The sequence below is a fragment of the Streptomyces sp. NPDC087844 genome (assembly GCF_044742785.1).
Taxonomy (GTDB): Bacteria; Actinomycetota; Actinomycetes; order Streptomycetales; family Streptomycetaceae; genus Streptomyces.
This window is the reverse complement of the sequence record NZ_JBIUVD010000006.1, coordinates 195,125-217,336: the sequence shown is the minus strand read 5'-3', so window position 1 is coordinate 217,336 and position 22,212 is coordinate 195,125. Positions and strand designations below refer to the sequence as shown.

Sequence of the window (22,212 nt, the reverse complement as noted above, 5' to 3'; positions counted from 1 at the left end):
CTGTGGCGGCTGTGGCGGCTGTGGCGCCGGAGGCCATTCCCTGTGGCGGCCGTTGCCCGGGGACCTGGCGTTCGGTGGCGGTTGCCGCCGGTGGCTGTTAAGCCCTCCGGTGGACGAGCCCCCGCTGGACGAGCCCCCTGGTGGACGGGGCCCCCTGGTAGACGGGGCCCGGTGGACCGGGCGTCCGGGAGGGGGTGTCGGGACGCGACGCGGGACGGATTTCTTCGGCCGCCGTGCCCCCCGGAGACAGCGGTCACCGTGACCCCCGGAGGCAGCGGCTGCCGAGGGCTGGGAGTCAGCGCGCGAGGCGGGAACGGACTCCTTCGGCCACCGTGACCTCCGGGAAGGCAGCTGCCACCGTGCCCCCGGAGGCAGCGGTCACCGAGGGTGGGCGTCAGCGCGGGCGGGCGTCAGCGTGCGCGAGGCGGGACGGGTTCCTTCGGGCGGCGTCGCGCGCGATCGCCTTCGCTATCTTCTCGGCGTCGAGGGCGAGTTCGCGGAACATGCCGCTGATGGGGTTGGTGAAGCCGGTGAAGTACAGGCCGGGCGCGTTCTTCGGCGCGCGGGCGCCGTGCACGACCGGGCGGCCACGTCCGTCGAGCACGCCGAGGTGGCCGACGACGTTCTCCAGGGCGCGCCGGTAGCCGGTCGCGGCGATCACGGCGTCCGGACCGACGCGGTCGCCGTTCGCGAGGACGACCTTGCCGTCCTCGAAGCCCTCGACCGCCGCCACGACCTCGACCCGGCCCTTGCGGACCGCGTCGATCAGTCCGACGTCCTGCACGGGGATGGACCCCTCGTTCACCCGCGAGTACAGCCCGGTGCCGGGCCGTGGCAGCCCCTTGGCGGAGAGGTCCGGAACGCTGAGCTTGGCCATCGGCCCGGCCATCCGGTCCACCAGCGCGACCGGCAGCCGTCGGCAGAGAACCCCGGTGTACTGGGCCGCCCACCCGGCCGTCGACCGGCGCACGATGTGCGGCGCGGTCCGCACGGCGAGGCGTACGCGCGACGCGCCGCCCTCGACCAGGTCGACGGCGATCTCGGCGCCGGTGTTGCCCACGCCGACCACGAGGACGTCCTGTCCGGCGTAGGGGGCGGGGTTGCGGTACTCCCCGGCGTGCAGGAACTCGCCCGTGTACCCGTCGCGATTCGGCCAGTCGGGCACGTACGGCGTGTGGTTGTAGCCGGTGGCGACGACCACCGCGCTGCCGGTCAGCTCACGTCCGCCGGTGGCGTGCAGCAGCCAGCCGGTGCCGTCGGCGGAGGGCTCCACGCGGGAGACCTCGACCCCCGTGACGATCTCCAGCTCGTGGAGCTCGGCGTACTTCTCCAGATAACGCACCACGTTGTCGCGCGACACCCACCGCCCGAACGAACGCGGCATCGGCAGGCCCGGCAGCCCGGAGAGCCGCCGCGTCGTGTGCAGCCGCAGCCGGTCGTAGTGCCGCCGCCAGGAGGCCCCGACCCGGTCGGACTTCTCCAGCACGACGGCCCGTACGCCCTGGGCGCGCAGCGCGTACGCCGTCGCGAGGCCGCCCGGTCCGCCCCCGATGACGTACACCGGCCGGTCCTGCTGAGGCGTGGCTGCCGTCGGCGGCGTCGGCGAAGCCGACGGTGTCGGCGCGGGCGTCTCGGGTGCTTCGGGTGCTTCGGGCGCTTGGGGTGCCTGGGGTGCCTGGGGTGTCGGGTCGGGAGAGTCGGCCATGTGCCGAGCGTATGCATGTCGTACTTTGATGGGTCTCGGTCAAGCCCGGAATCGGTTGCAAATTGATCACGGCTGTAGGAGGGGTGTGTGGGTCCGGTAGGAGCGTTTCGTGAAGTCCACGGCCGTGAAGCGTGGTGGGGCTGGGGCGGAGTGGTGTACGCCGTCGGCGAGCCCCCGCCGGTCCTCTTGGCGCTGTGCTTCCCACGTCTCTTCCCGGACGCGATGCTTGGCGAGACCCGATGCCTTGTACCGAAGAGGCGCCGCCTGGGGCCACGCCGCCCGCCGCGAGCGCCACCTTCCCCCCTCCCGCCGACCAGGCCGCCACTCGTCGCCAGCCAGACATTCCTTGGGCTGGCGACGCTCGGTATCGCGATCGGAGGTTTAGTGGCGGCCGAGTGATGTATCGACTTGCAAGGAATACACTCCTTAGGGCTGTATCCCTTACCAATCGCCTATCAGGGAGTTCCCTTGCCGCAGCGGACCAAGCCGGGCAAGCCGTCGCGCGTCTTCGATCGCGGGAGTGAGTGGGGCGCGCTCACCGCCTTCGTCGACCGGCCCCTGCCGCATGCCATGCTCGGGATCCTCAGCGGCAGGCGGCGGATGGGCAAGACCTACCTTCTGCGTGCGCTGGTCGAGCAGTACGGGGGGTTCTACTTCGGCGCCACGGCGGGGACCGAGGCGGAGTCCCTTCGCCAGTTCAGCTCCGCCCTGGCCGAGTACGCGGGTTCCCCGGCGGCCTTCTCCTTCGCCACGTGGGACGACGCGATCTCCTATCTCTTCGGGCTCGCCGCCCCCCAGAAGGTCGACACCCCGGGGGGTGCCGACCCGAAGGCGCCGCTTCTCGTGGTCATCGACGAGTTCCCCTACCTGGCGAAGGTGGCTCCGGAACTTCCCTCGCTCATCCAGCGTGAGACCGACCGCTTCCAGGTGGACGGGGGCCGGATACGGCTGCTCCTGTGCGGTTCGGCCATGTCCGTCATGGGCGGGCTGCTGGCGAGCACTGCACCCCTGCGTGGCCGTGCCCAGCTCGAACTCGTCGTACGGCCTTTCGGTTATCGGGCTGCGGCGGACTTCTGGGGTGTCGGCGGCGATCCGGCGCTCGCCGCCAGGCTGCACGCTGTCGTCGGAGGCACCCCCGCGTATCGTCGTCAGTTCCTCGCGGACGACGTTCCCGGCAGTCTGGCCGACTTCGACGACTGGCTCTGTCGCACCGTCCTCTCGCCGTTCAGTCCTCTCTTCCGTGAGGCGCGGTATCTGCTCGCCGAGGAGGCGGACATCCGGGACACCGCCCTGTACCACTCGGTCCTGGCGGCCGTGGCACAGGGCAACACGACGCGTGGTGGCATCGCCGGTTACATCGGACGCAAGTCCGTGGACATCTCCCATCCGCTCAATGTGCTGGAGGACAGCCACCTCCTCGCGCGAGAGGAAGACGTCTTCCGGGCCGGTAAGTCGCAGTACCGCATCACCGAACCGCTGATCAACTTCTACGAGGCCGTCATGCGGCCGTCTTGGGGGCGGTTGGAGAGTGGTCAGGCCGCGGAGGTGTGGGCGCGGTCCGCAGAGCGCTTTGCCGCCCAGGTGGCGGGGCCGCACTTCGAGACAGTGTGCCGTGAGTACGTTCTGGGGCCGGGGAGATCCCTGCTCAGCACTTCTCTCGGGACTGTCGGCAGTGGCGTGGTGACCGATCCGAAGGAACGTCGGCAGATTCAGATCGACGTGGCCGTCGTCGAGCCGGGGTCCGGTGGGAGTGCGCAATCGGTCGCTCTGCTCGGTGAGGTGAAGTGGGGCACCGTCATGGGGGTCGGCCATCTGGAACGTCTGCGCCGAGCCAGGGAGTTGCTCGCAACGCGAGGGATGGACACCGGACGTTGCGGTCTGGCGTGCTTCAGTGCTGCCGGCTTCAGTGACGCGCTGCGCGCGGAATCCAGGCAAGGGGGCGTACTGCTGGTCGGACTGGACGAGTTGTACGGGAAGGCCGTCCCCGAAGGCGTCCTGATCTGATGGATCTTCGGCGGTGAGCGAAGCCCGGGTGGGCCTTCGGAAAGTTTCGGTGCGCGGTCTTGCGCGCGTGCCTTCGCATCAGCTGAACTGACGTACCGTCAGATTGGGGCGGTCAGGTCGGGCGGTCAGATCTGGGCCGTCAGATCTGGGCCGTCAGATCCGGATCGTCGGATCTGTGTCTGCGGGAGGGATGCGGTGCCATGGACACCATCTGGCTCACCGGTGCGGAATGGGTCGCCGTGCTCCGGGTCGGGCTCGGGCTGTGGTGGCTGGAGAGCTGGCGGCACAAGGACAAGAAGGGCTGGTTCGAGCGGGGCACCGGGATCGCGTGGGCGGCCGACGTCGCGGCGAAGCACCGGTGGAACTCGGTGCGCGGCGGCTTCGACGTGGTGGTCGCGCCCCGGCCGCGCACGATGGCGTACGTCGTCGTGTACGCGGAACTCGCCCTCGGCCTCGGCCTCGTCGTGGGCCTGCTGACTCCGATCGCCCTGGTCGGCGGCCTGCTGCTCAATCTCCTCTACCTCGTGCTGATGATCCACGACTGGGCCGAGCAGGGGCAGAACACGATGATGGCCCTCATCTCCCTGGTGGCCCTGTTCGGCGTGTCCTGGCAGACGTGGTCCCTGGACAGCGCGCTGGGACTCTTCTGATGGCGGCCGGCTTCGGCGTACCGGCCCGCTTCGACCTGCCGGAGATCGACGCCTTCAGCCGGACCTACTGGGACGCCGCCGCCGACGGCCATCTGCTGCTGCGCCGGTGCGGCGCGTGCGGGCGCGCCCACCACTACCCGCGCGAGTTCTGCCCCAACTGCTGGAGCGAGGCCGTGACCTGGGAGCGGGCGAGTGGCCGCGCGACGCTGTACACCTGGTCCGTCGTCCACCGCAACGACCTGCCGCCCTTCGGGTCCCGCACGCCGTACGCCGCCGCCGTCGTCGACCTCGAAGAGGGGCCGCGGATGATGACCGAGGTGGTGGACTGCGGGGAGGAGGACCTGCGGGTGGGGATGGCGTTGGAGGTGGCCTTCCGGGTGGAGGGGGAGGGTGCAGGGGAGGGGGGAGGAGAGGGGGCGGTCGCGGTTCCGGTGTTCCGGCCGCGGTCCTCTTCCTGAGCTTCGAGGCTTCTGGGGTGGCCCCTCTGCCTGTTTCGTCTCGGGGGCCGTTGTTGAATGGCTCAATGACCGACTTGTACGAGTCCTCCGGCTCCCTCCCCCATCCGGAGATCCACGGTTACGGACTGTGGCTCCGCCCCTGGGACGCGGACACCGAGGAGGACGTCCAGGCGTGGTTGCGGGGGTACCTCGACCCCGAGTTCCAGCGGTGGAACACGCCGCTCAGACGGATAGAGGACCGCGCCGACGCGCAGGAGTCGATGGCGGCGCGGGCCAAGGCGGCCCAGGAGGGGGTGGGCGCCTCCTTCTGTGTCACCGACGCGACCGGCGGCGTACCGCTCGGGCACATCGGGATCAACGACATCGACCACGTCGTACGGGTCGCCCGCGTCGGCTACTGGGTGCTCCCCGACGCGCGCGGCAAACAGGTGGCCACGCGCGCCCTCGCCCTGGCCTCACGTTGGGCTTTCTCTGCACTGGGTCTGCACCGACTTGAGTTGGGACACGCGCTCGGGCACGAGGCATCGTGCCGGATCGCCGAGCGGTGCGGGTATCCGTACGAGGGGACCCTGCGCGGGGCGATGTTCGAGGCGGGGCGCCTGGACACCTTCCGGGACGTGCATCTGCATGCCCGGCTGGCCACGGACCCCGCCACGGATCTTGAGCCCGTACTGCCGTAGCGGCCCGCCTGCCGGCGGTGTTGACGGTGGTGGTGTTCAGGGCCACAGCAGTTCCCTGCGCCATGTGCCGTCCGTGCGGCGGTAGGTCAGACGTACGTGCCGGCGGCGCGCGTCGCCCTGGAAGAACTCCACCTCGTCCGGGTCCAGGACGTACACCGTCCAGGACGGCGCCGAGGCATCCGGTTCGCGGCGGGCGCGGTCCCAGGCCGCGTCCGAGACGCGCTCCAACTCCTCGTACGAGTCCAGCACTTCGCTCTGCCTGCCCACCAGGGCGGAGGCGAGCGCGCCGGTCGAGCGGGCGTGCAGGTCGGCCCGCGCGACCTCGGGCGGGGCGACGGTCACCGGGCCGCGCACCCGGATCTGCCGGCCCTGTGCGGGCCAGTAGAAGCCGAGCGCCGCGTACGGGCGGGCTGCCAGGTGCCGTCCCTTCCGGCTGCCCGCGTGCGAGGCGAAGTGCCACCCCTCCCGGTCGGCGCCGTGCAGCATCACGGTCCGTACGTCGGGCAGGCCCCCGGCGTCCGCCGTGGCCAGCGACATCGTGTGCGGCTCGGCCTGCCCGGCGGCCACGGCCTCGGCGAACCACCGCTCGAAGAGCGGCAGTGGATCGGCGGGGGCCGTGGCCGGGGCGAAGTCGGGCAGTTCGGTGTCCCAGACCCGCTGAGCCCTCAGCAGCCGTACGAACCCGGAGGGAGCGGAGGGAGCGGAGGGAGCGGAAGGGTCGGAGGCGGCGGAGGGGTCGGTGGAGTCGGTGGAGTCGGGTGAGTTGGTCGTGGGCGGGGTGGGGGCGTCGGCGCTCATGCCCCGATTGTCACGTGGTGGGCGGCCTCAGATCGAACCGAGGTCGGACGACAGCCAACGGTCGGGGCGCATCCGGATGACCACCATTTCGCCGTGTTCCTTCCAGGAGAAGTCGACGTACCCGTCGACCTTGTCCGCCGGGAGGTAGCGGGCCGAGATCTCGTGGAGCTGTTCGCGGGTGGCGGCGGTCGATTCGACGACCGGCCCTTCGAGGGACACGTACCGGATGGTGGGTTCGAGCCGGTCCACCATCAGGGAGAACCTGCCCGCGGCGCTGATCAGCTCGTTCTTCCGGGAGTTCAGCCCGGTCAGGATCCAGACGAGGCCGCCGGGCTCGTACTGGTACCAGATCGGCACGGTGAGCGGGGCGCGGCCCGCCCCCGCGTCGACGGCGAGCGCGGCGATGTGCGGTTCGGCGAGAAACGTCTCGCGTTCTTCACGGGTCAGAGCCATGGGGTTCCTCCGGAGGGCTGGGGTGTCTGCAGTGTCTGGGGTGTCTGGAGTGCCTTTTTCCGCGGTTCCGGCAGTGCTTCCAGCAGTGCTTCCGTCAGTGGTTCCGGCAGTGGTTCCGGCAGTGGTTTCTTCAGTTCTTCAGCGTGGTGCGCCCGTCCGCGTATTCCGGGGGGCGCAGCGCAGGCCGGGGGTGGTGCTGGCACCACCATGGATCCGGGTGCGGACTGTCTCGATGCGGCGGCCGGGCGACGGCATTGTTGAACCCGTCGAAGCCAGTTGACCGAAGGGGCCGCAGCCTCTTCCCCCGGAAGGAAAACCCCCATGAAGTCGCAGCTCGCGGCGGAGCCGGAGACGGTGGGCGTGGCCGCTCCCGGTGCGGTCGTCTCCTTCGTCCGGTTCGTGGTGTGCGGTGGGGGTGTCGGGGTTCTCTCCAGCGGCGCGGTGGCGCTGCTGGCCGGGGCGATGCCGTGGGCGGTGGCGAACGCGGTGATCACCGTCGCGTCGACCGTCCTGTGCACCGAGTTGCACGCGCTGTTCACCTTCGGGACCGGTAGGCGGGCCGGGTGGCGGCGGCACTGGCAGTCCGCGGGGTCGGCCACGGCCGCCTACGCGGTGACCTCCCTCGCGGTGCTCGTCCTGCACCTGGTGCAGTCGTCGCCGGGGGTGCTCACCGAGCAGACCGTCTACCTCGGGGCTTCCGGGCTCGCGGGGGTGGGGCGGTTCCTGGTGCTGCGGCTGTTCGTCTTCGCGGCGGGTGAAGGCGGGCGTGGGCGGGAGCGGGAGCGGGCGGACGGTGGGGTTGTGGCTGTTGCCCCGGCCACGCTTGCCCCGGCCACGCTTGCCCCGGCCACGCTTGCCCCGGCCACGCTTGCCTCGGCCACGGTCGCCCCGGTCACGGTCGTGCCGGCCTCGATCGCCCCGGTCACGGTCACGGTCGTGCCGGTGTCCATCGCTCCTGTCTCCCTCTCCCCGCTGGTCCTCGCGGCCGGGGCGTGATGAGCTGGAACGGGGGACTCTGCGGTTCCGCTGACGGGTGGCGATGCCACGTATGAGGAGCTCAGGGGTATTTGTCTGAGGGCGGGCGGTAGGTAGGGGGTGGGGCGGTGGGTGAGTGCGCCGTTCCCCGCGCCCCTGAGGGGTGGGGTGTCGGCCGGGCTTTTGGGCGCGGGCGGGTGGGGGTTGCGCGCGCAGTTCCCCGCGCCCCTGAGGGGTCGGGGGTGTCCGCTGGGTGTTGGGTGCGCTGTTCCCCGCGTCCGTGGGTGGGTGGGGGCGCAGGTCTTTTTTGGGGCGCGGGGAACTTCGCGGCCCGCCCCACCGGGCCGCACCCGGCGAGCTGCGCAACCACCCCGCTCCATGTTCCTCGCAGCCAGGGTGCAGGGGACAGGGTGCAGGGGGCGCAGGCCCGGTTTTTTGGGGGGCGCGGGGAACTGCGCGGTCGGTTCCCGGCGGGTCGCAGCCGGTGAAGCACGCATGCGGCCCCCGCACGCTCCTTACGGAGTGGGGGTCTTACCCGCCTTGCGGGTGAAGCGGCGTAGGCCTCTGCGGGTCGGTTTGAGGGGCTTGTCCTCGGGGGTCTCGGAGGCCTCGGGGCCGTGGCCCGCAGGCAGGGCCGGTGCCGATGACGGGGCCGCCGACACGGCCCGGCCGCCGTGTTCGAGCCGGGTCCGGACCGTGTGGGCCATGGCCTGGTGGGCCGGCTCCAGCAACAGACCCTCCGCGGACAACCGCCCCCACATGTGCAGCAACTCCTGCCCCCGCGTGGCCACCTGCCCCTCGTCCAGCAGCCGCTGCCACGCCGCGGTGGCGCGAGCCACATCGGGCGCGGCCCGGTGCAGGTCGATGCGGCACCGGATGCGTGCGACGGTCAACGCGAGCGTGATGGACAGCGTGTAGTCGGCGCGCAGATACGCGAGATACGCCTCTATCGCCCGTGCCTCCAGCGAGAGATCGTCCTCCGCGCCCCTGCGCAGCGTGAGGTGCTCCCGCAACGCGCTGGCGAGGACGAACGCGGCGTGCAGCTCCTCGCGTTGCGCGTGCTGGATGATCCGCTCGACGCGAGCCAGCGGAGGGAACGCCTCCTCCTCCGCGGCGGTGCGTTCGAGCCCGGGTGGCAGATCGTCCTCGTCGGCGATCGTCCGGCTCGACCCGTCGGGGTGCACGCGCAGGCGTGCCACCTGCATCACGGAGCGGTCGATGACGGTGGCCGCCACCGGGGCCCCCAGGGTGCGGGCGAACATGGCGATGGCGTCGAGGATCGCCTCGTTGGGCTTGCGCCTGCCGCCCATGTCCAGCAGATGGCCGTTGACCACCGTCGAACCGTCCTCGGCCACGTAGGCGTCGAGGCGGATCAGCGGCCGTGCGGCGAGCGCGGGCAGGTTTCCCGTGTCACGGGGTGTCAGCGAGTGGGACATCCGCTCATACTCCCGGTCGGACGACGCCGAGAATGGCCATGGAGGCGGCCGGGGCGGTCGTGATCGTGCGTCCTGGGCGCGGGGCGTGGACGATCTTCCCGCCTCCGATGTACATGCCCACGTGCGTGGCGTCGTTGAAGTAGATGATCAGGTCGCCGGGCCGTGCGGACGCCAGGCTGACCCGGGTCAGCCCCGCCCACTGCGCCTGTGACGTACGGGGTATGGGGTGGCCCGCCCGCGCCCACGCCACGGAGGTGAGTCCCGAGCAGTCGTACGCGGAGGGGCCCACGGCACCCCACCCGTACGGCTTGCCGATCTGCGCCATAGCGAAGTTGACGGCCTTCGCGGCGGCTCCGGTCGCCGTGGTCCCGCCGCCGACCGAGCCGCCGCCGTTCCCGCCACCGCCCCCGCTTCCGTTCCCGCCACCGCCCCCGCTTCCGTTTCCGCCACCGGTCCCGTTGCCGTTTCCGTTGCCGGTCGAGGTGCCGCCGCCCGCGCCGGAACCCGAGCCCGAGCCCGTCCACCGGGATTCGGCCTCCTTGGCCCTCTGCTTCTCCAACGCGGCCAGCTCGCGGGTCTGTTCCTTTTCGAGGCCAGCCTCGATCTGCTCGGCCTCGGCGATCTTCCCCTCGATCTTCCGCTTCGCCTCGGCCTTGTCCGCGCGACTGCTCTTCAGCTTCCGCAGTTCCTTCGTGGCGGTGTCGGTCTGCCGGCTCAGCTCGGCGCGGGCGGTTTTCTGGGACTCGGAGACGTTGACCAGGCTCCGCATGACCTGGCGGGCCTGGGACGCGTCGTTCAGGGCCTGGTCGGGGTGGTCGCCGAGCAGCAACTGGATGCCCGTGGCGGCGAGATTGCCCCCGCGGTACTGGGACCGGGCGGCGGCGCCCCCGAGGTCGTGCAGATCGTCGACCCGGCTCTCGGTGCGGGCCAGGCCCTTGCGGAGCGACTTCAGTCGCTTCTCCTGCTTCTTCGCCTTCTCGTCCGCGGCGTTGTACGCCTCGGTGGCCACCTCCGCCGTGCGGTAGAGGCCGTCCAGTTCGGTGCGGATGTCCTCGATCGACTGGTCGCCCTGGGGGTCGGGTTCGCCCGGGGCTGCGTAACTCGGTCCGGATATGAGGGAGATGGCGAGGGCGAGGGTGGCTATGGTGGCGCGACTGCGGAGCCGTCTGCCGCCGGTCGACACGTTCATCAGCTCCACTTTCAGAGGTCACGTGCGGGCTGCCCGGACGGACTGCTTGTGTGGGAGTCGCCACCGCGGGATGTGCGGTGGGTCGTTCAACCCTCGAACACACTACCGCCCCTTGCCCGCGTGGCCCCTGTATCCCCACGCGTGTCAATCTCCGCGCAGGCAACTCTTCTACTGCCGTACCCCTTTGCGGTTGCGCTCCGCTTGGGGGTGCCGTGGAGGTCGGGGGGTTGGCCGGGCTTTTGGGTGCGGGTCGATGGGGGTTGGGTGCGCGGTTCCCCGCGCCCCTGGGTGGGCGGGGGTGCTGGCCGGTTTTCGGGTGTGGGCCGGCGAGGGCTGGTCGCGCAGTTCCCCGCGCCCCTGGGTGGGTGAGGGCTCCGGCCGGTTTTCGGATGCGGGCGGTGGGGGGTGGGGGGTGCCGGCTGGGTTTTTGGCTGCCGGCGAGTCAGGTGGGCAGGTGGTGCGGGTGCGCTGCCGTATCTCGGGGGCGCGGGGAACTGCGCGGCCAGCCACCGTCGGGGCGCGCCTGACGAACCACGCGCCCGCCGCACCTCACCCCCACGGTCACGCAGTGGACCCGGCTGCCGCTGCCGCTGCCGTCCCGGCCCCCTTCGGGTAGTGGCGGCGCAAGTTGGTGGCGAGGACGCGGTCCAGCGTGCGGTCGGAGAGTACGCGGACCAGGCGCGTGATCACGGCGGCGTCCCGGCCCGCGGTGTAGCGGGTGCGCGGCTTGCGGGCCCGCACGGCCTTCGCGATGACCAGGGCGGCGGCGTCCGCGGTCAGGCCCGATTCCGTACCCGAGGCCATGAACTTGTTGTTCGCCCGGATCAGGCTCCCGTAGCGCTCGTCGTGCTCCGGCGACATCCGGGCGGCGAGCCGGTTCGCCGTCTCGATCCCTCGGGAGGCCATCTCCGTACGGACGCCGCCGGGTTCGACCACGACCACCTGCACGCCCAGTGGCGCCATCTCCCGGCGGAGCGAGTCGCTGACCGCCTCCATGGCGAACTTCGCGCCGGCGTAGGCGCCGTACGTGGCCATCGCGACCTTGCCGCCGACCGAACTGATGTTGATCACCCGGCCCTTGCTGCGCAGCAGTGCGGGCAGGAGTGCCTGGGTGAGGGCGATGTGGCCGAACAGGTTGACTTCGAAGACCCGCCGCCACTCCGTCATCGGCAGCGCTTCGACCGGGGCGTTCACCTGGATACCGGCGTTGTTGACGAGCGCGTGCAGAGCGCGCGGGTCCTCCGCGACCCGCGCGGCGAGCGCTGCCACCTGCTCGGGCTCGGTGATGTCGAGGATGACCGGCTCGATGCCGTTCGCACGGATGGCGTCGGCGTCACGGTCGCGGCGCACGCCGGCCAGGACGTGGAATCCCTGGCGGGCCAGTTCTCGGGCGGCTGACGCGCCCATGCCCGTGGAGGCGCCGGTCACGACGACCAGCTTCTGCGCCCGGCGTTCGCTCTGGGTCTGGGGCTGGGGCTTTGGCTGCGTCCCGGAATGGGTCTGGGGCCGGGTCTGGTGCTGGGGCTGGGTTTCAGATGACGTTGTCACCTTGGTTACGGTACCGGTTGAGATGACGGTGTCAACCGTATGATGGGTGCATGGTCACCCGCGCAGAGTCCGCCGCCGCCACCCGCCGTGCTCTGCTCGACGCAGCCGCCGAGCTCCTGGACCTGGGTGGCCCCGAAGCCGTCACCCTGCGGGAGGTGGGCGCGCGGGCAGGTGTGAGCCGGGGAGCGCCGTACCGGCACTTCACGGGCAAGGACAGCCTGCTGACCGCTGTCGTGACCGAGGGCTGGGAGCGGATCGCCGACCAGGTCCACGCCCTGCGGACCGACGAGGCCCTGTCGGCCTCCGAGAAGATGCGCGCCGCCCTGCGTGTCCTCATCGGCTTCGGCCGCGAGCAGCCACACCTCTACCTGATGCTGTTCAGGCGCCGCGGACACCGCCCCGAAGAACTCGGCGAAGGACTCGACCGCGTCCGGCGTCAGCTGTGCGGGCCGGAGGGTGACCCGATCGCGGAGCGTATGCGGGCGGCCGGCCGTTTCCAGGGCGAGTTCCTGCCCATCGTCACCGACCTCGTGGGCGAGCGGAACACGCGGCACTGCGGTGCCCTGCTGCTGGCCGGCGCCCATGGCATCGCGGACATGGAACTCAGCGGCCACCTCGGTACGGAGGGGCTGCGCACCACGGCGGACGAGCTGGTCGACACCCTCGTACGCATGGTCGCGGGCGTCGGCGAGATCGACTAGCGGGCCGATGGCCTACCCCCGCGACAACGAGACACCCAGCCCCGCTTCCCCCACAGAGACGCGGGAACCGGCGCGGGCACCCCCCACCGACCTGCACCCGTTTCCAGGTCACACCCCGATTCCCCCAGGGGCGCGGGGAACGGCGCGGGCACCCCCCCACCGACCCGCACCCGTTTCCCGGTCGCACCCCGATTCCCCCCCCCCAGGGGCGCGAGGAACGGCGCGATCAGCCACAGCGCACCCACAGCGCACCCTCAGCCGCCCCCCCCGGCCGGAGGCCACCAACCCCCTACCGCCCCAGCACCACCGTCCCCGCCGAGCAGAACCACCCCCCGGTCCCCGACGCCACCGCCAGCTCAGGCAACCCCCCGTCCGCGCGGCGGACCTGCCGCCCCCCGGCCTCGCCCCGCAGCTGCCGCACCGCCTCCACCAGCAGGAACAATCCCCGCATCCCGGGATGCTGGCCCGACAGCCCACCCCCGTCCGTGTTGACCGGCAACCCCCCGCCCGCCACCTTCAACCGCCCCTCCGCCACGAACGCACCCCCCTCCCCCTTCTCGCAGAAGCCGAGATCCTCCAGCGTCACGAGCGTCATGTAAGTGAAGGCGTCGTAGATCTGCGCCAAGTCGATCTCCGCCGGCCGAACCCCGGCCCGCGCGAAGGCGATCCGCCCGCTCACCGCCGCCGGCGACACCGTGAAGTCCGGCCACTCGGACATCGTCGTGTGCGAGACGTGCTCACCGGTGCCGAGGACCCAGACAGGGGCCGTACGGCAGCCGCGTACGTACTCCTCCGCCGCCAGCAGGACCGCCGCCCCGCCGTCCGACCGCAGGCAGCAGTGCAGCTTGGTGAAGGGGTCCGCGATCATCGGGCCCGCCAGGACGTCGTCGACCGTGATCGGGTCGCGGAACATCGCGTCGGGATTGAGCGCCGCGTTCTGCCGCGCCTGCACCGCCACCGAGGCCAACTGCTCCAGTGTGGTGCCGTATTCGTGCATGTGGCGCCGCGCGGCCATCGCGTACTTGGCGATCAGCGTGTGTCCGTACGGGACCTCGAACTGGAGCGGCCCCCGGGCGCCGAAGGAGAGATCGCCGGTACGGCGGCCCGTCCTGATGTCCGCGCGGGCGGTGGACCCGTACACCAGCAGGACCGCGTTCGCGTGGCCCGCCGCGATCGCGTCGGCCGCGTGCGCCGCCATGACCTCCCACGTCGACCCGCCGACGGACGTCGAGTCGACCCAGGTCGGACGCAGGCCCAGGTACTCCGCCACCTCCACCGGTGCCAGCGTGCCGAGGCCCGCCGAGGCGAACCCGTCGATCACGGACCGGTCGAGACCCGAGTCGGCCAGGGCCCGGCGGGCGGCCTGGGCGTGCAGCGCGTACGGCGTCGCCTCGTCCACGCGGCCGCAGTCGGAGAGGGCCACGCCGACGACGGCCACCTTGCGGGTCCCGGACGGGGTCATGAAATCTGACGGTACATCAGATCTGGGCCGGAGTGGGAGGTGCGGTGGTGTCGAGGCCCTGTGCCGCGGCCCTGTGCCGCGACCCTGTGCATCTGCCTGCCACCGCTCTAACATGACGGCCCGTCAGATCAGGGAACCGGACGCCGGACATCCGGCCCGGGGAGGAGCCCGCCGATGGACGCCACCTTCACCGCGGAACAGGACGAGATCCGCCGCACCCTCCGTGAGCTGCTCCTCAAACGCTGTGGCCCGGAGGAGGTCAGGGCCGCCGTACGGACCGCCGCCGGTTACGACCCCGGCCTCTGGGAGACCCTCGCCCAGCAGCTCGGCCTGCCCGGCCTCGCCCTTCCCGAGGCGTACGGGGGAGCGGGGTGCACGGCGACCGAACTCGCGCTGGCCGCCGAGGAGATGGGGCGGGCCCTCGCCCCGTCCCCCCTCCTCGCCACCGCCGTCCTCAGTGCGCCCCTCGTGCTCGCCCTCGGCAGCGGGAGCCGGTGCGCCGAGCTGCTGCCCCGTATCGCCTCCGGCGAACTCACCGCCGCCCTCGTCGTGCCGGGGGCAGGACTGACCACCGCACTCGGGCTGACCGGCGGCAACCGCGGCGACTGGGCGGGCGGCGGCCGGGCCGGCGGCGTACAGGCGCGGCGGACCGACGGCGGGTGGCGGCTGTACGGACAGGCCGACCAGGTGCTCGACGGACACAGCGCGGATCTGCTGCTCGTCGCCGCGCACACCGGGGGCTTCGCCCGCTCGCGCACCCTCTTCTTCCTCGTGAGGGAGGGGGCGACCCGCGTACGGCAGACCTCACTCGACGAGACCCGGTCGCAGAGCCGAATTCAACTGAGGGATGTGGAGGCCGAGTTGCTGGGGGACGGGGAGGGCGCGGACATCGGTGCCGTCCTCGCGCGCGTGGGGGACTCGGCCGCCGCCGTCCTCGCCGCGGAGGCCGTCGGCGGCGCCGACCGCGTACTGGAGCGGACCGTGCAGTACGTCAAGCAGCGTGAGCAGTTCGGGCGCGCGATCGGGTCGTTCCAGGCGGTGAAGCACCGGCTGGCCGATCTCTACGTACAGGTCCAGGGCGCGCGCTCCGCCGCCTACTACGCGGCCTGGGCGACCGTCGAGGGCCGGGAGAGGGTCGGCGGACTCGCGCTCGCGCAGGCTCTTCAGGCGCTGCGCACCTGCGCCTCCGAGGCCGTTCAGCTGCACGGCGGGATCGGGTTCACCTGGGAGCACGAGGCGCACCTGTACTTCAAGCGGGCGGCCGGCGACGAACTGCTCTTCGGACCGGTGCACCGGCTGCGCGCGTACGCGGCGGAGGAGGCGCGGCTCTTCGGCGGCGGGGAGGTGGCCGTCCGATGACCGGGCCTTCGTCTCGTCGTCCCGGGGTACGGCTGGTACGGCTGGTGCAGAAGGTGTCCTCGACCCGGGGTTTCGCCAAGGTCGCGCCGCATGTCGTGCCGGCGCTCGACCGTGCCGTGCACCGGCTCACACGCGGAAAGGTGCTGCTCAGCGCCCAGATGTTGCCCGGTGTCATCCTCACGGCGCGGGGTGTGAGGAGCGGGCTGCCCAGGCGTACGCCGCTGGCCTGCATGCCGGAGGGGAGTACCGGAGAGGTTGCGGTCGAGGGCGCGAACGAGGGCGCGAACGAGGGCGCGATCGACGGTGTGGTCGGGAGCTGGATTCTCATCGGGTCCAACTTCGGGCGTACGGACCATCCCGCCTGGACCGCCAATCTGCTCGCCCACCCGGACGCGGAGATCAACTGGAAGGGCCGGGACCTCCCGGTGACGGCCCGCCTGCTGACCGGCGCGGAACGGGACGCGGTGTGGCGGGCGCTGCTGGAGTTCTGGCCGCCGTACGCGACGTACCAGGCGCGGGTGGAGCGGGAGATCCGGCTGTTCCGGATCGTACGCAGGTGACGGGCGCGGGCGCGGGAGCGGGCGAGGGTGCGGGCCCGGGAGCGCGACAGGCGGCCGTCCACCGGGGTGGACTGCCGCCTGTGTGACAGGACGTGTGCCTGGAAACGGCGAGGGGGAACGCGTGGGCTACGTGACCGGCTTACTCGACCGGCTTACTGGACCGGCCTGCTGACCGGCCTGCTCGACCGGCCTACTTGGTCGGCTTCTTGCCCGTCACGCCCAGATATACCAACTGTGCCAGGTTCGGTTTCAGTTCAGCCTGCTTGACGCCCCACGTCTGGAAGCCCTTCTGGTGCGAGGCCACCGCCGCGAGCATCGCCACGAGGGAGCCCGCCATGGCCGCGGGGCTGACGTCCTTGTCGACCTTGCCCTTGGCCTGGAGCTCCTTGACCGTGTCCGTCAGGGAGTTGTTCACGGAGTTGAGAATCTTCATACGGAGCTTGTAGAAGCGTTTGTCGCCCTCGGCGGCGCCCAGGTCGACGACCCGGAGGATGGCATCGTTTTTGCGCCAGAACTCAAGGAAACCGTCGACGAGTTCCTGCGCGGTCTGCCAGCCTGCCTTGCCGACCCAGGAGCGTCCTTCGAGGAGCTCGGTCAACCCGGCACCCTCGGCCGCCATTTGCTCGGCGATCTCCAGGACGGCGCCTTCGACGTCCGGGAAGTACTGGTAGAAGGTCGCCGGTGAAGTGCCTGCCTTCCGGGCGACGTCGATGACTTTGACGTCGCGGTAGGGCGAGGAGCTGAGCATCTCGCTGAGGCAGTCGAGCAGCTTCTGCCGCGTCGCCTGCCCGCGCCGACCGGCCACACGGCCGTCGACGGTACGCACTTGTCCTGTCATGCCGTCAGCTTACCGAGGGGTGATCGGAGCGCGATTCGGCCGACTGCAAATGGGGTGCGCGGACCTGCGGGGTGGTGGAGCAGCCCGCTCTGCGGGATCAGTGGAACGCCGTTAGCTTGGCCGCATGGCTGGATCTGACTCTGCCGCGTTCGCCGAGGGCGTCCCCTGCTGGATCGACGCCCAGCTCCCGGACGTCGAGGCGGGCAAGCGTTTCTACGGCGGACTCTTCGGCTGGACCTTCGACCCCGCCGACCCCGCCGACTCTGGCGACCCCGCCAGCCCCGCCAGCCCCGCCGACCCCGGCGACTCCGCCGACCCCGGCGACCCCGGCGACTCCGCCGACCCCGTCGGCCCCGTCGGCCCTTCGGAGGGTGCCGACCCTTCCGGGGTCGGGCAGTGGGCCGACGGCCCGTACGCGGGGGCCGTGCGGGCTCGGCTCGACGGGGAAGCCGTTGCCGCTCTCGTGCCCAAGCGGGACGGGCGGATGCCCACCGTGTGGACGGTCTACTTCGCCACCCCGGACGCCCAGGACATGGCCGACCGGATCCGCAAGGGGGGCGGCCAGATCGTCACGACCCCCGTACCGGTGGGCCCGTACGGTGTCGGGGCGCTGGCCGCCGACCCCGAGGGCGCGGTCTTCGGGCTCTGGGAGGCCGGTACGCACCCCGGGTTCGGCAGCAGGCGCGGGACGGGCACCTTCAGCTGGGTCGAGCTGTACGCACGGGACACCGCCACCGCCGACGCCTTCTATCCCGGTCTCTTCCGCGACGCCCTCTTCGGGCCGGGCGCCACCCGCGAATTCGGCCGCGCCCACATCACCGACGTCTATCCCGCCGAGATGCCGCCCCACTTCGTCGTGCACTTCGGGGTCCAGGACTGCGAGGCCGCACTCGGCGCGGTGACAAGGCTCGGCGGCCGTGTGCAGGCACCGCCGTTCGACACCTCGTACGGGCGGGTGGCCGTCGTCAGCGACAATCAGGGGGCGTCGTTCGCGTTGCTGCAGCGGCGGGAGGAGGGATGAGAGGTCCACGATGGGGGACGAGTCGTGCTCCCACGCGGAAATTCAGGTTTCTGCGCCGTTGAAATGGGCGATGCTCCAGGGCTGAAACCCGTACGGGAAGCTCTGAAAGGCACCGAAAAGCCCCGGCCGACGTTGAAAAGCAAGGCACACCCGGGGTTTTTGCCCGGGAATGGCGGGAGACATCCCGAATGGGTCCCGGGTTCGCAACCGGAGCGCAGGACAGGAAGAATCGGGGTGCGTGCCGCCGGAGCGACTCGGTGGTGAGACGCTGCGCAGTGGCTGAAGCTGCGGCTGGAGCGGTGGCTGGAAGCGCGGCCGCGTACGGGGAGGTGGCAGGCAAGTGGTGGATCAGCTGACACAGCACGATCCGCGGCGGATCGGGCCGTTCGAGGTGCTGGGACGGCTGGGCGCCGGCGGCATGGGGCTGGTCTATCTCGCGCGCTCGGCCTCGGGCCGGCGTGTGGCGATCAAGACGGTCAGGACCGAGCTCGCCGAGGACCAGCTGTTCCGCGTCCGCTTCTCGCGCGAGGTGGAGGCGGCCCGCGCCGTCTCCGGCTTCTACACGGCGGCCGTGGTCGACGCCGACGCGCGCGCGGCCGTGCCGTGGCTGGCCACCGCGTACGTACCCGCGCCCTCCCTCGAAGAGATAGTGACCGAGTGCGGCCCGATGCCGGCCCAGGCGGTCCGCTGGCTCGCCGCGGGTGTCGCCGAGGCGCTGCAGTCCATCCACGGCGCCGGTCTCGTCCACCGTGACCTGAAGCCGTCGAACGTCCTGGTCGTCGAGGACGGGCCGCGCGTCATCGACTTCGGTATCGCCTCCGGCGTCTCGAACACACGTTTGACGATGACGAACGTCGCCGTCGGTACGCCCGCGTACATGTCACCCGAGCAGGCCAAGGACTCCCGCAGTGTGACCGGCGCGAGCGATGTCTTCTCGCTCGGCTCGATGCTGGTCTTCGCCGCCACGGGGCACGCGCCCTACCATGGCGCGAACCCTGTCGAGACCGTCTTCATGCTGCTCAGGGAGGGCCCGGACCTAGAAGGGCTGCCGGCCGAGCTGCGTCCGCTGATCGAGTCCTGCATGCAGATGGACGCCACGGCCCGCCCCAACCCGGCCGACCTCCAGGCCCAGCTGGCACCCCACCTCTTCGGCTCCGGCTCCGACGACAGCGGTACCGCGTCCGCGTGGCTGCCCGAGCGGGCCGTGAGCCTGATCGAGACGCGGCGCGGCGGGCGGCCGGCCCCGAAGCCCCCGTCCGGCCGCAGCGGCGGACGCGGGGTGGCCGTGGCGCCGCCCCCGCCGCCCCACGACCCGCCGATCCCGCCGTCCATGCCCCCGCCCATCCCGTCCGTACCGGTCGGGGCGGGCGTCGGCCGGCCCGGCGGCGCGCCCGACGCCGGGCCCGTACGCCTCGCCGGTGCCCAGGTGCCGATCGGGCCCGGCCCGCGCGTCGCCGACGCCCGCGCGGCGGCGGTGAAGGCGCCTCCCCCGGAGGCCGGACTCGCGGCCGCCTGGTCCCGCTCGCGCCCCGGCGTGAACGGCGCCGAACCCGTGACGGCCGGACCCGTCCCCGTACCCGCGCCCGCCGGGCCCGACGGCGGCTCCTCCTGGCGGCCGTGGCGCTTCCGTATGTCGAACGACGTGTGGGGGACGCCCGCCGTCGCCGGAGACCTGGTCTACGTCACTTCCTTCGAGGTGCACGCCTTGGACGTGGCCACCGGCCGGCGCCGCTTCAAGACGCGCGACGTCGCCTGGTCGATGGCGGTCGCCGACGGCCGCGTCCACGCCTCCGACGGACCCACCCTCTTCGCCCTGGACGCCCGCGAGGGCGCCGACCTGTGGCGGCTGCCGACCGACGCCTGGGTGTACTCACTCAAGGCCGACCGCGGCACGGTCGTCACCGGCACCCGCGGCGGTGGCGTACAGGCCTGGGAGGCCGCCAACGGGCAGAAGCTCTGGGAGATCACCGGCGCCCAGAGCGACTTCGAGTCGCCGGAGGCGGGTCCTGCCGTCCACGACGGCACGGTCTACGTGTGGAAGGACGCCCGGCTGCGCGCCCTGGAGGCCCGTACGGGGGAGGAGCGCTGGTCGTATCCGATCGGTGACGCGGCCTCCTGCGGCGGTGTGCCGGTCCGCATCTCCCATGCCGACGACGGATACGTGTACGTGTCGGCCGGGACGCGCGTCCTCGCCATCGACATCACCGGCGGGCATGTGCGCTGGCACTTCGAGGCGCCGGCCGTGTTCCTGAGCGCGCCCACGTTCGCGCCGGGGCCGGCCGTCACGGGGGGCGGGGTGTACCTCGCCGACTACCTCGGAACGGTGTACGCGCTCGACGCCACCGACGGCCGTGACCGCTGGCGCATCGCGACCGAGGCCCGGTCCTCCATCGACCCGGTGCTCGTCTCGGCGGGGCATGTCCATGTGGGCAGCGGCAAGGGGCTCTACACGCTGGACGCGGTCACCGGTACACCGAAGTGGCGCTTCCAGGCGGGCGGCGACCTGGTGGGGGCGCCGGCTGTCGCCGACGGCCGCATCCACTTCGGCTCGACGGACCACCTGCTCTACACCTTGAAGGCGGACGACGGCCGTCTGCGGTGGAAGCTCGCGACCGGTGGGGAGATCACGGGGTCTCCGGTCGTCAAGGACGGGGTGGTGTACGCGTGCAGCAAGGACCGGTGCGTGTACGCGCTGGACGCGGAGAAGGGAACGGGCACGGCCCGCTCCTGAACGGGCGTCCCCGGCGACCAGCCATGGGCGGTCAGCGATGCTGTGTGCACCGTGTCCGGCGCGGAACGCGAGTGGCCGCGCGGCCTGCTGTGGGGACAACGAGGCTCAGCCGGTCCGCTCCACGGCGTACCCGACGAACGTCGCCCATGCAGCCGGGGCGACAGCCAGTTCGGGACGGGCAGTGTCCTTGGAGTCCCGTACGTAGATCGTGCGGGGGCCGGCGGCAACTTCCACGCACTCTCCGCCCGCTCCGCTGCTGTAGCTGCTCCTGGCCCAAAGAAGATCATCAACAGTGTGTACAGGCATCGAGAAAGTCATGTCGCTCCAAGGATCTTCTCTACAAAGGCCAGCGAATCGTGCGGGGTCAGCCCCTGTGCTCTCAGGATGCCGTACTGCTCCTCGAACTCGCGGACTGCCCGTCGCTCCGTGTGCAGGCGACTGTCCTGGTGGGCCTCCACGTAGGCGATCCTGCGTCCTTCCCTCGTTTCAATCAAGGTGAATGGACCGCCGAGCCCCGCATGTGTCTCGCGGCATGTCGGCATGACTTGGATCTCCACGTTCCTCGTCCGACCGATGAGGAGGATCTGCTCAAGTTGTCCTTGCATCACGGAAGGGCCTCCGAGAGGACGACGGAGCACGGTCTCCTCAATGACGAAGCTGATCGTGTGCATGGGCCTCCGAGACAGGATGTCCTGCCGGGCGAGGCGGGCGGTGACACGTTGGTTGATGGTGTCCTCATCCAGTAGAGGCCGCCACATTCCGAACACCGCCCGTGCGTACTCCTCTGTCTGCAACAACCCGGGCATCGCCTGGTTCGCATACACGTGCAACTCGACCGCCTCGGCCTCCAGTTTTGCCGCATCCCGGAAGAACGCCGGGTACTGTGCCCGAGCGACTTCTTCCTTCATCTCGCTGAGGACCCCTCCCGCGTCCAGCATCTCGTCCGCCAGGTCGATGAACCGGGGCGGCGGCACCCGTCTCCCCTGCTCGTACGCCGCGATCGTCGACGCCGAGTACCCGGTCCGCGCCCCGAACTCGGCCCGCTCACACTCCGCCCGCAACCGGAACCGTTTGAGCTGACGGCCGAACACCCGCAGCATGGCCGACCCTGGCTCGGGCGCGTTCTCGGCCTGTGGTTCGGCCTCCGGATCCGCACCGTCCCGTCCCTCGACCACTCCTCGCATGCGCGCTCTCACTTCCATCTGGGATCACCGCCGCCGTATAACGCACCGTCGGGCCTCCACGCTAGAAACGACCAGGTCACCGCAGCCCCGAAGCCGGAAGTTCACCGGAACCAGTGGACCGGCGCCCGTGCCCGGGGATCAGGCAGCCGGCCGGAGTTGATCGGCCCGACAGTCCGCGCACCGGGCCTTGCAGCCCGGCCAGCAGGTCGGCCGCGGGACCATCGAGCACGAGGCCATCGAGCACAGAGCGCGCGCCTGAGGCGGGGAGGCTTTTCCGCTCGGGAGTTGCGGCAGGGGCGTCAGATTGCGGCGCGCTCACCGGGCGCGGCGGTTCCACCTCGGCAGGCTCCGAGGACGGCACGGGCGTCGGAACGGACGCCGGAGCAGACACCGGAACGGAGGAGACACCCAGACCACTGGAACCACAAAGCCCACTGCGACCACGGAACCCACCGGGACC

21 protein-coding genes are annotated in these 22,212 nt (G+C 71.4%); 10 read left to right on the top strand and 11 right to left on the bottom strand.

Features of this window, described 5'->3' with window-relative positions:
• Positions 1-394: 394 nt before the first annotated feature.
• Both ACIOKD_RS15030 and ACIOKD_RS15025 read right to left on the bottom strand, forming a co-directional pair.
• Positions 395-1,705 carry a flavin-containing monooxygenase gene (locus tag ACIOKD_RS15030; protein ID WP_402083149.1) on the bottom strand — a complete coding sequence of 437 codons (1,311 nt, stop codon included), beginning with the start codon at positions 1,703-1,705 and terminating at the stop codon, positions 395-397.
• Positions 1,706-1,771: 66 nt separating this feature from the next.
• The gene (locus ACIOKD_RS15025) at positions 1,772-2,044 is read right to left on the bottom strand and encodes a DUF7008 domain-containing protein (protein WP_402083547.1); all 273 of its coding nucleotides are present in this window, start codon (positions 2,042-2,044) and stop codon (positions 1,772-1,774) included.
• 261 nt (positions 2,045-2,305) lie between these two features.
• Between ACIOKD_RS15025 and ACIOKD_RS15020 the strand changes: the two genes are divergently transcribed.
• The 4 genes from ACIOKD_RS15020 to ACIOKD_RS15005 all read left to right on the top strand — a co-directional run bounded on the left by ACIOKD_RS15020 (position 2,306) and on the right by ACIOKD_RS15005 (position 5,497).
• Complete coding sequence (locus tag ACIOKD_RS15020) at positions 2,306-3,709, top strand: ATP-binding protein (protein ID WP_402083545.1); 1,404 nt, start codon at positions 2,306-2,308, stop codon at positions 3,707-3,709.
• Between the two features lie 200 nt (positions 3,710-3,909).
• Positions 3,910-4,359, top strand: coding sequence for a DoxX family protein (locus tag ACIOKD_RS15015; RefSeq protein ID WP_402083146.1), 450 nt, complete (start codon positions 3,910-3,912; stop codon positions 4,357-4,359).
• Positions 4,359-4,817, top strand: a complete 459-nt coding sequence (locus ACIOKD_RS15010; RefSeq protein WP_402083143.1) for a Zn-ribbon domain-containing OB-fold protein — start codon at positions 4,359-4,361, stop codon at positions 4,815-4,817. Before ACIOKD_RS15015 ends, ACIOKD_RS15010 begins: the two co-directional genes overlap by 1 nt.
• Before the next feature lie 65 nt (positions 4,818-4,882).
• Positions 4,883-5,497 carry a GNAT family N-acetyltransferase gene (locus tag ACIOKD_RS15005; protein ID WP_402083140.1) on the top strand — a complete coding sequence of 205 codons (615 nt, stop codon included), beginning with the start codon at positions 4,883-4,885 and terminating at the stop codon, positions 5,495-5,497.
• A gap of 36 nt (positions 5,498-5,533) precedes the next feature.
• On the opposite strand, the gene ACIOKD_RS15000 is transcribed toward ACIOKD_RS15005, so the two are convergent.
• On the bottom strand, positions 5,534-6,295 hold the full coding sequence (locus tag ACIOKD_RS15000) for a pyridoxal 5'-phosphate synthase (protein ID WP_402083137.1): 762 nt from the start codon (positions 6,293-6,295) through the stop codon (positions 5,534-5,536).
• Positions 6,296-6,322: 27 nt separating this feature from the next.
• Entirely contained in the window at positions 6,323-6,748 is a 426-nt protein-coding gene (locus tag ACIOKD_RS14995) for a pyridoxamine 5'-phosphate oxidase family protein (protein WP_402083135.1), read from the bottom strand.
• A 321-nt stretch (positions 6,749-7,069) separates the two neighbouring features.
• Between ACIOKD_RS14995 and ACIOKD_RS14990 the strand changes: the two genes are divergently transcribed.
• Positions 7,070-7,744, top strand: coding sequence for a hypothetical protein (locus tag ACIOKD_RS14990; protein WP_402083133.1), 675 nt, complete (start codon positions 7,070-7,072; stop codon positions 7,742-7,744).
• A 494-nt stretch (positions 7,745-8,238) separates the two neighbouring features.
• On the opposite strand, the gene ACIOKD_RS14985 is transcribed toward ACIOKD_RS14990, so the two are convergent.
• The 3 genes from ACIOKD_RS14985 to ACIOKD_RS14975 all read right to left on the bottom strand — a co-directional run bounded on the left by ACIOKD_RS14985 (position 8,239) and on the right by ACIOKD_RS14975 (position 11,896).
• Positions 8,239-9,159 (bottom strand): hypothetical protein, encoded by a 921-nt coding sequence (locus tag ACIOKD_RS14985; protein WP_402083131.1) that lies wholly within the window; start codon positions 9,157-9,159, stop codon positions 8,239-8,241.
• 4 nt (positions 9,160-9,163) lie between these two features.
• Positions 9,164-10,348: an NlpC/P60 family protein gene (locus ACIOKD_RS14980; RefSeq protein ID WP_402083129.1), complete on the bottom strand. Its 1,185-nt coding sequence runs from the start codon at positions 10,346-10,348 to the stop codon at positions 9,164-9,166.
• Between the two features lie 561 nt (positions 10,349-10,909).
• The gene (locus ACIOKD_RS14975; protein ID WP_402083126.1) at positions 10,910-11,896 is read right to left on the bottom strand and encodes an SDR family oxidoreductase; all 987 of its coding nucleotides are present in this window, start codon (positions 11,894-11,896) and stop codon (positions 10,910-10,912) included.
• 50 nt (positions 11,897-11,946) lie between these two features.
• On the opposite strand from ACIOKD_RS14975, the gene ACIOKD_RS14970 reads away from it, so the two are divergent.
• A complete protein-coding gene (locus ACIOKD_RS14970; protein ID WP_402083123.1) occupies positions 11,947-12,597 on the top strand; it encodes a TetR/AcrR family transcriptional regulator in 651 nt (216 codons plus the stop codon).
• 289 nt (positions 12,598-12,886) lie between these two features.
• Here ACIOKD_RS14970 and ACIOKD_RS14965 read toward each other — a convergent pair whose 3' ends face one another.
• Positions 12,887-14,059, bottom strand: a complete 1,173-nt coding sequence (locus ACIOKD_RS14965) for a thiolase C-terminal domain-containing protein (protein ID WP_402083120.1) — start codon at positions 14,057-14,059, stop codon at positions 12,887-12,889.
• A gap of 174 nt (positions 14,060-14,233) precedes the next feature.
• Here ACIOKD_RS14965 and ACIOKD_RS14960 point away from each other — a divergent pair, with 174 nt between their 5' ends.
• Positions 14,234-15,418: an acyl-CoA dehydrogenase family protein gene (locus ACIOKD_RS14960; protein WP_402083117.1), complete on the top strand. Its 1,185-nt coding sequence runs from the start codon at positions 14,234-14,236 to the stop codon at positions 15,416-15,418.
• Complete coding sequence (locus ACIOKD_RS14955; RefSeq protein WP_402083114.1) at positions 15,415-15,978, top strand: nitroreductase family deazaflavin-dependent oxidoreductase; 564 nt, start codon at positions 15,415-15,417, stop codon at positions 15,976-15,978. The genes ACIOKD_RS14960 and ACIOKD_RS14955 overlap by 4 nt, the downstream gene beginning before the upstream one ends.
• A 190-nt stretch (positions 15,979-16,168) precedes the next feature.
• On the opposite strand, the gene ACIOKD_RS14950 is transcribed toward ACIOKD_RS14955, so the two are convergent.
• On the bottom strand, positions 16,169-16,816 hold the full coding sequence (locus tag ACIOKD_RS14950; protein ID WP_402083111.1) for a TetR family transcriptional regulator: 648 nt from the start codon (positions 16,814-16,816) through the stop codon (positions 16,169-16,171).
• A 124-nt stretch (positions 16,817-16,940) separates the two neighbouring features.
• On the opposite strand from ACIOKD_RS14950, the gene ACIOKD_RS14945 reads away from it, so the two are divergent.
• Both ACIOKD_RS14945 and ACIOKD_RS14940 read left to right on the top strand, forming a co-directional pair.
• Complete coding sequence (locus ACIOKD_RS14945) at positions 16,941-17,837, top strand: VOC family protein (protein WP_402083109.1); 897 nt, start codon at positions 16,941-16,943, stop codon at positions 17,835-17,837.
• A gap of 340 nt (positions 17,838-18,177) precedes the next feature.
• Complete coding sequence (locus ACIOKD_RS14940) at positions 18,178-20,568, top strand: PQQ-binding-like beta-propeller repeat protein (RefSeq protein WP_402083107.1); 2,391 nt, start codon at positions 18,178-18,180, stop codon at positions 20,566-20,568.
• Between the two features lie 105 nt (positions 20,569-20,673).
• Here ACIOKD_RS14940 and ACIOKD_RS14935 read toward each other — a convergent pair whose 3' ends face one another.
• A complete protein-coding gene (locus ACIOKD_RS14935) occupies positions 20,674-20,874 on the bottom strand; it encodes a DUF397 domain-containing protein (protein WP_402083105.1) in 201 nt (66 codons plus the stop codon).
• Positions 20,875-20,882: 8 nt separating this feature from the next.
• Positions 20,883-21,752, bottom strand: coding sequence for a helix-turn-helix domain-containing protein (locus tag ACIOKD_RS14930; protein WP_402083103.1), 870 nt, complete (start codon positions 21,750-21,752; stop codon positions 20,883-20,885).
• Between the last annotated feature and the right edge of the window lie 460 nt (positions 21,753-22,212).

What these genes read in the sequence shown, in the direction of transcription:
- ACIOKD_RS15030 (WP_402083149.1), bottom strand. Translation starts at nt 1,705, where the DNA reads ATGGCCGACTCTCCCGACCCGACACCCCAGGCACCCCAGGCACCCCAA.
- ACIOKD_RS14945 (WP_402083109.1), top strand. Translation starts at nt 16,941, where the DNA reads ATGGCTGGATCTGACTCTGCCGCGTTCGCCGAGGGCGTCCCCTGCTGG.
- ACIOKD_RS15015 (WP_402083146.1), top strand. Translation starts at nt 3,910, where the DNA reads ATGGACACCATCTGGCTCACCGGTGCGGAATGGGTCGCCGTGCTCCGG.
- ACIOKD_RS14990 (WP_402083133.1), top strand. Translation starts at nt 7,070, where the DNA reads ATGAAGTCGCAGCTCGCGGCGGAGCCGGAGACGGTGGGCGTGGCCGCT.
- ACIOKD_RS15010 (WP_402083143.1), top strand. Translation starts at nt 4,359, where the DNA reads ATGGCGGCCGGCTTCGGCGTACCGGCCCGCTTCGACCTGCCGGAGATC.
- ACIOKD_RS14950 (WP_402083111.1), bottom strand. Translation starts at nt 16,816, where the DNA reads ATGACAGGACAAGTGCGTACCGTCGACGGCCGTGTGGCCGGTCGGCGC.
- ACIOKD_RS14930 (WP_402083103.1), bottom strand. Translation starts at nt 21,752, where the DNA reads ATGCGAGGAGTGGTCGAGGGACGGGACGGTGCGGATCCGGAGGCCGAA.
- ACIOKD_RS15005 (WP_402083140.1), top strand. Translation starts at nt 4,883, where the DNA reads ATGACCGACTTGTACGAGTCCTCCGGCTCCCTCCCCCATCCGGAGATC.
- ACIOKD_RS15000 (WP_402083137.1), bottom strand. Translation starts at nt 6,295, where the DNA reads ATGAGCGCCGACGCCCCCACCCCGCCCACGACCAACTCACCCGACTCC.
- ACIOKD_RS14970 (WP_402083123.1), top strand. Translation starts at nt 11,947, where the DNA reads ATGGTCACCCGCGCAGAGTCCGCCGCCGCCACCCGCCGTGCTCTGCTC.
- ACIOKD_RS14980 (WP_402083129.1), bottom strand. Translation starts at nt 10,348, where the DNA reads ATGAACGTGTCGACCGGCGGCAGACGGCTCCGCAGTCGCGCCACCATA.
- ACIOKD_RS14965 (WP_402083120.1), bottom strand. Translation starts at nt 14,059, where the DNA reads ATGACCCCGTCCGGGACCCGCAAGGTGGCCGTCGTCGGCGTGGCCCTC.
- ACIOKD_RS14985 (WP_402083131.1), bottom strand. Translation starts at nt 9,159, where the DNA reads ATGTCCCACTCGCTGACACCCCGTGACACGGGAAACCTGCCCGCGCTC.
- ACIOKD_RS14955 (WP_402083114.1), top strand. Translation starts at nt 15,415, where the DNA reads ATGACCGGGCCTTCGTCTCGTCGTCCCGGGGTACGGCTGGTACGGCTG.
- ACIOKD_RS14960 (WP_402083117.1), top strand. Translation starts at nt 14,234, where the DNA reads ATGGACGCCACCTTCACCGCGGAACAGGACGAGATCCGCCGCACCCTC.
- ACIOKD_RS14935 (WP_402083105.1), bottom strand. Translation starts at nt 20,874, where the DNA reads ATGCCTGTACACACTGTTGATGATCTTCTTTGGGCCAGGAGCAGCTAC.
- ACIOKD_RS14995 (WP_402083135.1), bottom strand. Translation starts at nt 6,748, where the DNA reads ATGGCTCTGACCCGTGAAGAACGCGAGACGTTTCTCGCCGAACCGCAC.
- ACIOKD_RS15020 (WP_402083545.1), top strand. Translation starts at nt 2,306, where the DNA reads ATGGGCAAGACCTACCTTCTGCGTGCGCTGGTCGAGCAGTACGGGGGG.